Origin of the sequence: Arthrobacter sp. UNCCL28, from assembly GCF_900102805.1 — a bacterium.
Classification (GTDB): Bacteria; Actinomycetota; Actinomycetes; order Actinomycetales; family Micrococcaceae; genus Arthrobacter; species Arthrobacter nicotinovorans_A.
The window spans coordinates 312,691-325,150 of record NZ_FMWE01000004.1; the positions used below are offsets into that span (position 1 = coordinate 312,691).

General features: G+C 62.8%; 11 protein-coding genes. 8 read left to right on the plus strand and 3 right to left on the minus strand.

Translation table 11 applies throughout. The features are described from left to right. Window positions 1-168: 168 nt before the first annotated feature. From BLQ01_RS13805 to BLQ01_RS13815, 3 genes are read left to right on the plus strand one after another with little or no spacing between them, the layout of a single operon-like run. Entirely contained in the window at window positions 169-1,215 is a 1,047-nt protein-coding gene (locus BLQ01_RS13805) for a uridine-preferring nucleoside hydrolase UriH (protein WP_091552479.1), read from the plus strand. Further along, complete coding sequence (locus tag BLQ01_RS13810; RefSeq protein WP_091552339.1) at window positions 1,215-2,660, plus strand: uridine transporter UriT; 1,446 nt, start codon at window positions 1,215-1,217, stop codon at window positions 2,658-2,660. Before BLQ01_RS13805 ends, BLQ01_RS13810 begins: the two co-directional genes overlap by 1 nt. Then, window positions 2,657-3,613: a ribokinase gene (locus BLQ01_RS13815; RefSeq protein ID WP_091552341.1), complete on the plus strand. Its 957-nt coding sequence runs from the start codon at window positions 2,657-2,659 to the stop codon at window positions 3,611-3,613. The genes BLQ01_RS13810 and BLQ01_RS13815 overlap by 4 nt, the downstream gene beginning before the upstream one ends. A 79-nt stretch (window positions 3,614-3,692) precedes the next feature. On the opposite strand, the gene BLQ01_RS13820 is transcribed toward BLQ01_RS13815, so the two are convergent. Beyond that, complete coding sequence (locus tag BLQ01_RS13820; RefSeq protein WP_091552343.1) at window positions 3,693-4,001, minus strand: putative antibiotic biosynthesis monooxygenase; 309 nt, start codon at window positions 3,999-4,001, stop codon at window positions 3,693-3,695. Window positions 4,002-4,100: 99 nt separating this feature from the next. Here BLQ01_RS13820 and BLQ01_RS13825 point away from each other — a divergent pair, with 99 nt between their 5' ends. The 3 genes from BLQ01_RS13825 to BLQ01_RS13835 all read left to right on the plus strand — a co-directional run bounded on the left by BLQ01_RS13825 (window position 4,101) and on the right by BLQ01_RS13835 (window position 7,410). Beyond that, the gene (locus BLQ01_RS13825; RefSeq protein WP_091552344.1) at window positions 4,101-4,721 is read left to right on the plus strand and encodes a TetR/AcrR family transcriptional regulator; all 621 of its coding nucleotides are present in this window, start codon (window positions 4,101-4,103) and stop codon (window positions 4,719-4,721) included. A gap of 92 nt (window positions 4,722-4,813) precedes the next feature. Beyond that, the gene (locus BLQ01_RS13830; protein ID WP_026543360.1) at window positions 4,814-5,374 is read left to right on the plus strand and encodes a low molecular weight protein-tyrosine-phosphatase; all 561 of its coding nucleotides are present in this window, start codon (window positions 4,814-4,816) and stop codon (window positions 5,372-5,374) included. Beyond that, the gene (locus BLQ01_RS13835; RefSeq protein WP_091552346.1) at window positions 5,371-7,410 is read left to right on the plus strand and encodes a chorismate-binding protein; all 2,040 of its coding nucleotides are present in this window, start codon (window positions 5,371-5,373) and stop codon (window positions 7,408-7,410) included. The genes BLQ01_RS13830 and BLQ01_RS13835 overlap by 4 nt, the downstream gene beginning before the upstream one ends. Before the next feature lie 21 nt (window positions 7,411-7,431). Here the strand turns inward: BLQ01_RS13835 and cls are convergent, their stop codons facing one another. Continuing rightward, the gene (gene cls / locus BLQ01_RS13840) at window positions 7,432-8,904 is read right to left on the minus strand and encodes a cardiolipin synthase (RefSeq protein WP_091552348.1); all 1,473 of its coding nucleotides are present in this window, start codon (window positions 8,902-8,904) and stop codon (window positions 7,432-7,434) included. An 86-nt stretch (window positions 8,905-8,990) separates the two neighbouring features. Here cls and BLQ01_RS13845 point away from each other — a divergent pair, with 86 nt between their 5' ends. Both BLQ01_RS13845 and BLQ01_RS13850 read left to right on the plus strand, forming a co-directional pair. Further along, window positions 8,991-9,932 (plus strand): aminodeoxychorismate lyase, encoded by a 942-nt coding sequence (locus tag BLQ01_RS13845; RefSeq protein WP_091552350.1) that lies wholly within the window; start codon window positions 8,991-8,993, stop codon window positions 9,930-9,932. Between the two features lie 255 nt (window positions 9,933-10,187). Continuing rightward, window positions 10,188-11,642 (plus strand): amino acid permease, encoded by a 1,455-nt coding sequence (locus BLQ01_RS13850; protein ID WP_091552351.1) that lies wholly within the window; start codon window positions 10,188-10,190, stop codon window positions 11,640-11,642. Window positions 11,643-11,890: 248 nt separating this feature from the next. Here the strand turns inward: BLQ01_RS13850 and BLQ01_RS13855 are convergent, their stop codons facing one another. Beyond that, window positions 11,891-12,373, minus strand: a complete 483-nt coding sequence (locus BLQ01_RS13855) for a carboxymuconolactone decarboxylase family protein (protein ID WP_091552353.1) — start codon at window positions 12,371-12,373, stop codon at window positions 11,891-11,893. Window positions 12,374-12,460 lie beyond the last annotated feature (87 nt).

The following is a 12,460-nucleotide window of genomic DNA, read 5'->3' on the forward strand; positions in this document are numbered from 1 at the left end:
GCATCAAGCGCTTGACGTCGGAGGGAAATGACACGCCCCACAAACACGTTAAGCGTTTGACGTAGCCCACAAACGAGTGCCAGAATTCCCCTGAATGCTTAGCGCCCTGCCCGGGGCAAGTACCAGGCAGGCCCCAATGACGTGGAGAGAAACGTGGACCCCAACACCATGACACCGGCACGCAAGAAAATCATTCTTGACTGTGACCCTGGCCATGACGACGCCGTGGCATTGCTCCTGGCGCACGGCAACCCGGACATCGAACTTCTGGCCGTGACAACGGTCGTGGGAAACCAGACCCTGGAAAAGGTCACCCGGAACGCCCTCTCGGTGGCCACCATTGCCGGCATCACCGGCGTCCCCTTCGCTGCCGGCTGCGACCGCCCCCTGGTACGCACCATCGAAACCGCTCCCAGCATCCATGGTGATTCCGGCATGGACGGCCCGGAGCAGCCCGAGTCCACCATCGAGCTGGACCCGCGCCACGCCGTCGACCTCATCATCGAAACTGTCATGGCACATGAGCCGGGCACGGTCACCTTGGTCCCCACCGCGGGCCTGACCAACATTGCGATGGCAGCCCGCAAGGAGCCACGCATCGTGGAGCGCGTGAAGGAAGTCGTGCTCATGGGCGGCGGCTGCCACGTGGGCAACTGGAGTGCCGTGGCGGAGTTCAACATCATCATCGACCCCGAAGCCGCGCACATCGTCTTCAACGAAAAGTGGCCAGTGTTGATGGTTGGCCTGGACCTCACGCACCAGGCGCTGGCAACGGACGAGGTAGTGGATCGCATCGCAAAGATCGGCACCAAGCCGGCCAAGTTCGTCATGGAACTCATGGACTTCTTCCAAAAGACCTACAAGGACGCCCAGGGATTCGACTTCCCGCCCGTCCACGACCCCTGCGCCGTTGCTTACGTGATCGACCCCACCGTCATGACCACCCGCAAGGTCCCCGTGGACATTGAACTGCAGGGCAAGCTCACCCTGGGCATGACTGTTGCCGACTTCCGCGCCCCGGCCCCCGAGGACTGCCACACGTCGGTGGCTGTGGACCTGGACCACAAGAAGTTCTGGGACCTGGTCACCGATGCCATCGAACGTATCGGCGAACCAACGCACGACGCCGGTGCTGCCGCCACCGCGGCGGGCCGCCCCTCCGACGTCGAAGTCAGCGCCACAGCAGAGGCCATCCTGGCAGGAGAGGCAAAGTAATGTCCTCCCCCGCAACCGCTTCCAAGACCTCCCGCGGCAACGTCACCGCCCTCATGGTGGCGTTGCTGGCAGCCTGTGTGGCCTTCCAGCTCAACGCCTCCATGCTCAGCCCGGCCCTGGTCACCATGGGCAACGAACTCAACACCGACCAAGCCACCATCGGGCTGTCCCAGACCTGGTTCTTCACTGCGGCCGCCCTGTTCTCGCTCTTCCTTCCCCGCCTGAGTGACATCGTGGGCCGCAAGAAAATCCTTGTGGGCATGATGATCCTCATGGCCGTGGGCTCGGTCATCGCGGCAATGGCTCCGGACGTGACGTGGCTATTCGTGGGCCGCATCATCCAAGGTGTCAGTGGTCCCACGGTTCCCCTCTGCCTGATCATGCTCCGTTCCGCGGTCACCAACCCGCGCAAGTACGGCACCCTCATGGGGCTCATTACGGCAGTCAACGGTGGCGTGGCCGGCGTGGACTCTTTCGTTGGCGGTTACTTCGCTGAGAACTTCGGCTTCCGCAGCATTTTCTGGCTCATGGTTGCCCTGGCCCTGATCGCCACCGTCCTGATCGCCGTCCTCGCCGGCGAGAGCAAGCCCGCTGCCGGCACCACCATGGACTGGCTGGGCGTGTTCTGCATTGTCATCGCCGTCGGTGCCCTGCTGACCGCACTGAACGAAGGCGCCAAGCTGGCCACGGCCTTCGACGCCGGCACGCTGACCCTGGCGCTCGTGCTCACGGTGATTGCCGTCGTCGCGTTCTCTGCGTTCTGGGCCGTGGAGAAGCGCGCCAAGCAACCCATGGTGGAAACCGTTCACCTTCGCCAGCGCTCCACGTGGGCTCCGCTGCTGACCACAACGCTGACCATGACCGGTATCTTCGCGGTCATCAACGGGATCGTGCCCGCCTATGTGCAGGCTGCGGATCCCGGATTCGGCGTTGGTCCTACCGAGATGTCGCTGATCATCCTGACCCCGTACGCCCTTCTTGGTTGGCTCTTCGGTCCGATCAGCGGCCGCCTCGCACCCGTCCTCGGCTACACCAAGGTCCTGCGCATCGGTTTGGTCGGAAGCTTGGTGGCCTTGGCGATCATCGCTTTCTTCGGCCTCAACAACCTGCCCATGATGATCGTGGGAACGGCCTTGCTGGGCATCATGTACGCCGGTACGGTCAACATCATGCTGAACGGACTGGGCGTGGTGCTCTCGCCGCAAGGCAACCCCGGTTTCCTTCCGGGCATGAACGCCGGCGCCTTCAACCTCGGCGCCGGGCTGAGCTTCCTGGTCCTTCCCGCCGTTCTCGTGGCCACAGCCTCGCTCAATGATGCCAAGGCGTCCTACCTGACGGTCGTGGTGGTGGGACTTGTCATCACCTTCGCTGCCTTCGCGGCCTCGCTGTTGATCCCCAAGCCGGTGGACGCAGAAGTGACCGAGGACCAGGCGGTGACCGCATGACCAGCGCACCGAAGGCGGGAATCGTCGTCGTCGGTTCCCTCAACGCCGACCTCACCATCTACTGCGACCGCCTCCCCCAACCCGGCGAGACGGTCCACGGCAACGGTTTCGCGGTGAATCCCGGAGGCAAGAGCGCAAACCAGGCGGTGGCTGCCAGCAAACTCGGCGGCCGGGTCAGCCTGATCGGCGCCGTGGGAGAGGACTCCAACGGCACCATGCTCCTGGATTCGACGGCCAACGCCGGAGTGGACGTTTCACGCGTCCTGCGCAGGGAGGTCGCTACTGGCGTCGCCGTCATTTCCGTGGACTCCAGCGGCGAGAACAGCATCATCGTTTCTGCCGGCGCCAACGGCACACTCAAGCCCGCGGACGTCGCGCCGGACGCTTTCAAGGAAGCGGCCGTGGTGTGCCTCTGCCTTGAGGTGGGGATGGAGACCGTGATTGCGGCCGCCCAAGCAGGGCACGACGCCGGCGCCACTGTCCTGCTCAACCTCTCGCCTTACGCGGAGGTGCCGGAGCAGCTGGCGCACTTGAGCGACGTGCTGCTGGTGAACGCCCACGAGGCTTCGCTGTTCCTTGGTGCCGAAGCGGACATTCCTGACGCCGGGGCTGGCGCGGAGGCCTGGGAGCCGGTTCGGAGCCAGTTCGCGGACCGAGGTTTGCAGCGGGTGCTGGTGACACTCGGCGCCCAGGGCTCCGTGGTCCTGGATTCGTTGGCACACGGCGCTGAAGATCAGATCACGCGCATCGCTCCGACGCAGGTATCAGCTGTTGACACCACTGGCGCCGGTGATGCCTTCACTGGTGCTGTCGCTGCCCGTTTGGCTGCCGGGGATTCCTTGGCAGGGGCCGCTTCCTTCGCTTCGGTTGCCGCTGCGTTGGCTGCAACCAAGAAGGGGACGCAGGCCGCGTACCCGGGCATCGCGGACGTCGAACAGCTGAGGGACGCTTAGTCCCAGTCCGGCACCCAACTGGGTCGCAATTGAGCGCGTTTTGAGCCTTCAAAACGCGCTCAATTGCGCCCTTCTTGGGTTAAGCGGAGGTGCGGGCTGCCCGTTGTGCTGCGCGTTCCACGGCCTTGCGGGACAGTGCGCCGTGGCCGGCCATGAGGCGGGGAACCACCAGGTAGACGGCGGTGGGAACAACAAAGGCTGTCAGGATGAGCGCGCGGAGGACCGGGTGGAGCGGCTCCATGATGGGGCCCAGGAGCAGCATGCCGATGGAGACGAGCGGGAAGATCGCCAGCCATGTGATGAGTGCCCGCATGTGGACGGAAGGGCCCTGCGGACGGGCAGGCGCTGCTGGCTCGACGGCGATTTCGGAGGTTGTTTGTGCTGTCATGGCATTCTCCAACTAAACGGTTGCTTTTGGCTTGAGATCACCATAACCCCGCCGCGAATCAATTACAACTACTTAGTTGGAAAATGGTAATATGACCCTATGGCGTGGGACACAGAGCGAACTAAGGGACTGCTTCTTGAGGCAGCGACCTCCGAGTTTTGCGCGCGAGGACTCGCTGGCGCCCGCATCGACCGCATCGCTGCAGAAGCCGGCGTCAACAAGGAACGGATCTACCAATACTTCGGCAACAAGAACGCCCTCTTTGATGCCGTGATCGTCACCGCCCTGAGCTCGCTGATGGATGAAGTGCCCATCGAGGGCAACGGACCCGAGGCCATGGCAGACTACGCCGGCCGGCTCTTCGACCACCACCAAAAAGACGCCACCGCACCCCGCCTCCTTTTCTGGGAAGGACTGGAACGGGGCGTGGAAGTTGTTGGGCTGCCCATGAGGATGGCCAACTGCGCCTCCAAGGTTAACAGCACCATCGCCGCCCTCCCCGGCATTTCAAGGGAAGACGCCGGAGACCTGCTCATCACCATCGTCAGTCTCTGCGATGCCGCACCCGTTCTCCCGGCACTCGATGGGCTGATGGCCGGCAACGACCCCGGCCGAGTGCAAAGGCGACGCGCCGCCGTCGTACGCACCGTCTACCTTGCGGCCGCAGCGCTGGCCGCCGAAGCCTCGACCACTGATCCTGTGCTCACCACGCAGGGGTAGCCAGCTGCTCTGTGACAGCTTTGACACGAAAAGTGACTCAGTTGTGAAGTGGCCCCTAGCCAAGAAGGGGTGCCATCAATCATGCTTGCTGAATGTACTCAACGACGAGCCCATACCGCATCATCACGGTCTGCACGGGAAACATCTGCCGCTCACCCATGGCAGCACTCATGCTCACCGAAGCCTTCGCCGCGGAAGGGCTCGGCCAACTGGTGCGGGTGGACTCCGCCGGCACCACCGGGTACGAGGTGGGGCACCCGATCGACCCCCGCGCCGCCCGCGTCCTGACAGCACAGCACATCGCTTCGGAAGACCACATTGCCCGCAAGTGGCTGCACGAATGGTACGCCGAACGGGACCTGATCCTCGCCCTTGACGTTGACCACTTCGGTTGGCTCCAGGAGGGCGCCCCTGACCGGGCCTCGCTCGAAAAAGTACGGATGCTCCGCAGCTTCGATCCCCACATGGAAGGCCGCAGCTCCCTGGATCTCGGCATCGAGGACCCCTGGTACGGCGGCCACACGGACTTCGACAACACCTGGACGCTCATCAAAGACGCCATCCCCGGAATCGTGCAGTACGTCAAAGCAGCCATCGCCTCCGCCGAAGCCGCCGCGGGCCACGACCACCAGCAGGTAACCTCTATGACATGACCCCTGCACCCGTGATCATCGCTGTTGACGGCAGGTCCGGCGCAGGAAAAACCACACTGGCCGTGGAACTGGCGGCCCGTTTGCGGCAGCACCACAAAGTCTCGCTGTTCCACCTTGAGGACATTTATCCCGGCTGGAACGGCCTCATGCCCGGCATTGAGCGCTACGTCGGCACAGTCCTGACACCGCTCAGCTCCGGCCAGGCCGCCGAATGGACCAGCTGGGACTGGGAACGCCACTACGACGGCGGACTGAACGTCACGCTGCCCGCCGAAATCATCATTGTTGAAGGCGTGGGTGCTGCGGCAGAGGCTGCCCGACCCCTGCTGGACGCCGTGGTCTGGGTGGAATGCCCAGGTGAGGATCGCCGCCGTCGAGCCTTGGCACGGGACGGAAGTACCTACGAACCGTACTGGGACAGCTGGGCTGCCCAGGAGGAGCAGTGGCTTGCCTCCGATGCCGTGATCAGCGCTGCCGACGTCCGGGTCCAGAACCCCGCGGACGGCAGTGCACCGGAAGATGTCCTGCAGGCCCTCATGTACCTGCCTTCAGTTGCCTCGATCCTGTCGCCGGAACTTAGTGGACGCCGCGGCCTTCAACTGCGCTCCGAACGCCTGGACGCCACCCCGGACGCAGCGTTGTTGTTCGAGTCCCTTTACGGCCGCTCCGCAAACGCCGTGTGGCTCGATTCCTCCAACGCCGCCTCGGTGGCCGGCAGGGCCCAAGCCGCGGCCCGCAGCCGCTTCAGCATCCTGGCTGACGACGGCGGCACCTTCGGCCAGTCGGTACGTCACGAGTCCGGGACTACCCGGGTGACCGCAGGTTCGGCCTCCGTCAACACCACCGGGCCGTTCTTCCGCTGGCTCGATTCCGTCTGGGGCCGCCGCGCCGTCCGCGCGCCACGCGGCTACGACGGCCAGTTCACCCTCGGCTGGCTCGGCTACCTCGGCTACGAGCTCAAACGCGAAACCGGCGGCAACGACGTCACCTCCGACACCCCCGATGCCGCCTTGCTCTTCGCCGGCCGGGCCGTGGTCCTGGATCACCGGGAACACGCCGTCTGGCTGCTCGCGTTGGAAGCGCCCGACGCCGGTGAGTGGTTGCGCGCGGCCCGCACCGCCGTCGGGGCTGCTGTTGTTGCCGCCTCTTCTGCCGAGCCTTTTGCCGGCTCTTCCGGGGATGTTCCCCGATTCGTGAGCCGCGACTCCGCCACCGACTACAAGCGCAAGATCGCTGACTCCCAGCACGAAATCAGCGAGGGAAACTCCTACGAAATCTGCCTGACCACCACCCTCGAAGCCCCCGCCGGGGACCTGGACCCTTGGCGCAGCTACTTGAACCTCCGACGCCGGAACCCGGCACCGTTTGCCAGTTACCTCCGGTTCGGCGAACTGGTGGTGGCAAGCACCTCGCCCGAGCGTTTCCTGCGGATCCTGTCCGACGGCGGCATGCGCGCCGAGCCGATCAAGGGCACCCGGCGGCGTTCTCCGGACGCTGCCGAGGATGCTGCTTTGCGGCACGACCTCGAGACGTCGCTGAAGGACCGCGCCGAGAACATCATGATCGTGGACCTGCTGCGCAACGACCTCAGCCATTTCGCCATCCCTGGTTCCGTCACAGTCAGCCGCTTGTGCGCGATCGAGAGTTACGCAACCGTCCATCAAATGGTCAGCACCATTGACGCCCATTTGAAGCCGGGCGCACCCCGGGCGGAAGCGCTGGCAGCAGCCTTTCCCGCCGGCTCGATGACCGGTGCACCAAAGATCAGCAGCATGGACATCCTGGACCAGCTCGAGTCCGGACCCCGCGGCATCTATTCGGGAGCTGTTGGCTACTTTTCGCTGAATGCGGCCACTGATCTGGCCGTGGTGATCCGTACGTTGGTGGTCAACCCGGACGGCACCGGAGGGCGGATCCTTACCCTCGGTGTGGGCGGGGCCATCACCTCAGACTCCGTGGCCGACGACGAGTACGAGGAAATCAGGACCAAGGCGTTCGGGGTGCTGTCCGCGCTGGGGGCCGGCTTCCCGGACTGACCCTGGGTCTGCTGTTGAGGACTACTGCAGCGTCGCGGTCAACCTGGCCACGTTGTCCACATACTTGGCCAGCGGGGGTCTATCCATCCAGTCTTCCAACATAAGCTCACGGGACACCTCGCGGTACGTGGACTCCACGGCCCGCATGAGGTTCACGGTTTCGGCGCCAAGGAGCATCACCGAGACCTCCATGTTCAGGGAGAAGGAGCGCATGTCCATGTTGCTGGAACCGAGGACGGCCACCTCGTCATCAATGGTGAAGTGCTTGGCGTGGAGAACGTATGGCGCACGGTACAGGTAGATGCGCACACCGGCTTCCAACAAAGCTTCGTAGTAGGAGCGCTGGGCATGGTGGACCAGGAACTGATCGCCCTTTTCTGAGACGAAGAGCTCCACGTCGACACCTCGCTGTGCGGCCGTGGTGATTGCATAGAGCAGGGAGTCGTCCGGGACAAAGTACGGGCTGCAAATGGAAATCCGGTGCTGCGCAGAGTAGATCAGTGTGTTGAACAGGCGCAGGTTGTTCTCAGTGGCGAAACCGGGGCCACTCGGCACTACCTGGGCGGTGACGTGTCCGGGAGCCGGCTGGGTTGGCAAACGCAGCTGGTCCTCGAGGGATTCGTCCGTTTCACTAAGCCAGTCCGTAGCGAACACCACGTTGAGCGTAGCCACGATTGGACCCTCAAGACGGGACATCAGCTCAACCCACTTGCGGCCCACTTTGTGGTGTTTGGGGTTGTTGTAGGACGGCTCGATGAGGTTCTGCGAGCCGGTGAAAGCAACCATCCCATCGATCACCATGATCTTGCGGTGGTTCCTGAGGTCCGGACGGCGCCATTGGCCATGGATGGGCAGCAGCGGAAGCATCCGCTTCCACTGGATCTTGCCTGCCTTCAACCGGCGGATCAGCCGACGGTAGCCCTTCACCCGAAGCGTTCCGATGTGGTCAAAGAGCAGCCTTACGGTCACTCCCCGTTCGGCAGCCTTCTCCAGCTCAGTCAGAAGGTCGTTCGTCACCGAGTCGCTGCTCATGATGTAGAACTCGGCATTGACGTAGGTCTTCGCACCCTTGACCGCCTCGGCCATGGCCTTGATGGATTCCTCGTAGCCGGGAATCAGCTCCACTTTGTTTCCGTCAACCATCGGCAGCGAACCCAGCCGGTGGTTGAGCTCTCCCGCCGATTTCACCCATTCCGGCCCGGAGTAGACGCTCACGGGATCAGCGAGGTCGGAGGTCACCGCGCGGACGCGGCGGTTGACTTCTTCCTGCTGCTCCCGCCTGCGCCTGGACAACTTGAAATTGCCAAAAAGCAGGAAGAGCACAAACCCAACAGAAGGGATGAGGAAAACAGCCAAAAGCCATGCCATGGCCGTGGTGGGACGACGGTTGCCCGGAATGATGCCCAGCAACACGATGCGCATGATGACTTCCGCAATGGCCCACGCACCCAACAACCAGGTCCACTCCTGGCCAAACGGAAAAGGAAAGAGCACGCGATAACCCCTACGGTCCATGAACAACGGTGACCACAGCCTATCCGGCAAAGTCGTCCGCAGTGGCCCCGCACTAAGCTGGGACCATGACTTCACCTGCCCCCACGGTCCTCGTTTTCCTGGACCCAGCCTTCGAAAACGGCCGTATTGCCGATTCCAGCCAACCGCAACTCATGGCAACGGACCTGGGTGCCACCCGCGGCGACGGTGTGTTCGAATCACTCCTTGCCGTTCAAGGCCGCCCCCGCAAAGTCCAGGCGCACCTGAACCGTCTGGGCAGTTCCGCGGCAGCCTTGGACCTGGAGCTCCCCGGGCAGGACGTCTGGCGCCGGGCCATCGAGACAGCCATCAACGAATTCCGCGACGTCCACCCTGCCCAGACACCCGAAGAGGACGAGGTCGTAGTCAAGCTCATCGTGACCCGGGGCGTTGAAGGCGCAGCCAACCCCACATGCTGGGTACAAGCGTCGCCCTCACCTGCGGGCAGTCGCCGACAGCGCGAGACGGGCATCGACGTCGTGCTTCTGGACCGCGGCTTTGATACCGAAGCCGGCGAGCGCGCACCGTGGCTGCTGCTGGGCGCAAAGACGCTCTCATACGCCGTTAACATGGCCGCGCTGCGCTACGCGCACAAGCAGGGTGCCGACGATGCCATCTTCACCTCCACTGACGGCCGGGTCCTGGAAGGCCCCACGTCCACCGTGTTGCTGGCGCACCTTGAAACAGCAGACGACGGCGATGGTTCGGTCAGGACTGTTCGTCGGCTCATCACTCCCCAGCTGGACAGCGGCATCCTCCCGGGCACCTCGCAGGGCGCATTGTTCGCTGCCGCGAAGTCTGCCGGCTGGGAATTGGGTTATGGTCCCCTGGAACCGCAGGACCTGTTCGACGCCGACGCCGTCTGGCTCATTTCCAGCATTCGCTTGATCGCCCCTGTGAACCACATCAACGGCAAGGAAATCGGCACGCCCGAGGTGCGCAAGCAGCTCACCGCGGAGCTGAACCATCTGTTCGCGGGAATCGAGTAAGCATCACCCCATCAGCGGGCCTCCGGCTAAGGAGCTCCGCATGGAACCTAGCAGATAACAAGTAGAGTAATCGCTCGCATGACTAAATGATTAGGAACTCTTAGCCTCAGCCAAGGGCTGTCTGGGTGTTCAATCGCATTCCTTATTCTCCTTGAAATGGTCATTCGTCATGTGATGAATCTTGTTCTCGTGTTAGTTGGATCACGTCCGGCTGGTACTACTTCAGACTTTGCTGGCTAACTTCCCGGAGGGAATATGGGACTCAGCTCCCCCACAGAAGCCGAAGCATCGGCAACCGAGGCACAGTCCCACACTGACGCCTCGCAAACAGGATTGCGCCGGTCCATGGAGGCCCGGCACTTGGTCATGATCGCCATGGGCGGCGTCATCGGATCAGGCCTGTTCGTAAGTTCCGGATACACCATCGCTACAGCCGGCCCCTTGGGCGCTGTCCTGGCGTTCTTCATCGGCGCCGTAGTGGTTTACCTGGTGATGGCCTGTCTCGGGGAGCTCGCTGTCGCGTTCCCCGTCTCCGGCGCTTTCCACATTTATGCGGCCCGCACCATCGGCCCCGCCACAGGATTCGCCACTGCGTGGCTGTACTGGCTTTGCTGGGCGGTTGCCCTGGGTTCGGAATTTACAGCGGCCGGCCTCCTCATGCAGCGCTGGTTCCCAGGCGTCGACGTCTGGATCTGGTGCTTCATCTTCGCCACGGTCCTGTTCACACTGAACGCCATTTCATCGCGTGTCTTTGGCGAATCGGAGTTCTGGTTCGCGCTTATCAAGGTTGCCGCCGTCGTCGGCTTGATAATTCTCGGTGGCGCCGCGCTGGCGGGATTCCACCCCCTCGCTACGGGAGACTATCCCTCCTTTGGTGAGAATTTCAGCACGCCGGCGGGCCTGTTCCCCAACGGTTTCACCGGCGTCTTCGTTACCTGCCTGGCTGTCTTCTACGCCTTCTCCGGCTCGGAACTGATCGGCGTTGCCGCGGGCGAAACCGCCAACCCGGGCGCCAACATCCCCAAGGCCATGAGGACCACGGTCATCCGGCTCATGATCTTCTTCGTCGGGGCGATCCTGGTCATCGCGGCCACTATCCCCTATGAAAAAGTCAGCGTGGACGAGAGCCCGTTCGTCACCGTTTTCTCGATGCTCGGCATCCCCTATGCCGCGGACATCATGAACTTCGTGATCATCACGGCGCTGCTCTCCGCCGGAAACTGCGGCCTCTTCTCCTGTGCACGCATGCTCTTCTCGCTCGCCGATGAAGGCCACGCACCGCAGGTATTCAAGAAACTCACCAAGCGCGGCATCCCGATGGTGGCGCTCTGCGTGAGCATGCTGGGCGGCTTGGCCTCATTGATCAGCAGCGTGGTGGCTCCGGCCACGGTCTATCTTGTGCTCGTCTCGGTAGCCGGCTTCGCCACCGTGGGTGTCTGGATGTCCATCGTGGCGTCGCACTTCATTTACCGGCGGACTTTCATCAGGAACGGCGGAGACCTCAGCACACTGCCGTACAAGGCCCCATTGTTCCCGCTGGTCCCGATCCTGGCGTTCGCACTTTGCCTTGTATCGCTGATCGGTATCGCGTTCGACCCCAACCAGGTCGCAGCACTGTTGTTCGGCGTTCCGTTCGTGGGCGCCTGCTACGCCGTCTTCTACTTCAAGTACGGCCGACGCCGGTCGCTCAAGAAGGCAGCGGACGCATAGTTCTTTCTGGTTCGCAGCTTCCTGACCTTGTTTGGAGACAGCTCAGCCCCTGGACAACCTTTGCGGGTTGATCAGGGGCTGAGCCCATCTCAAAGAGGGTCAGGACGCCACACCTCCCGGACCTCCACCACCCACATTGAAACCCGGGCAGCCCTGACACGCCGGGCAAGAGATGTGTCGGATCGGCCCTGCCAGCCAAAGTTGGTGGTGGAGGCACGCCCCTTAATCACCCGGCTGTATCTTCCGGGCTACTTCTTGGCTGCGCGGACCGGGTGCTCGCTCAAGATGGACAGCCGGTTGAAAGCGTTGATGCCGATGGCAGCCATGCAGAGCACACTGATTTGCTCGTCGCTGTAGTGCTGCCGTGCCTTCTCAAAGAGCTCAGGACTGGGCCGTGAAGAACTCATGCGGGTTATTTGCTCAGCGATTTCCATGGCCACCACTTCAGCGGAATCAAAGAGCTGAACTTCCTTGTAAACAGCTACCAAGGACAACCGTTGTTCTGTTTCACCGAGCTTAAGGGCCCGGCGATGGTGAAGGTCAAGGCAGAAGGCGCAACCATTGATCTGCGAGCACAAGTAATTGACGAGTTCGAGGGTGCGACGCGAGATTCCCAGTCGGTCGGCTTCGTCTACAAGTTGCTGGGAATAGTGGCTCAGCGTGGCATAAAGTTCCGGCTGCTGCTTGTCCAGATAGCCGGCCAGACGTGGTTTTGTTTCCTGTTCGGGCATGGTTGGAGCCTAGCGCAAAGGGCCCATGCAGCCTGACGCGAGAGGGTTCGTCCCAAACCCGGGGGACCTGAAAGAAGGTTCGCCCCA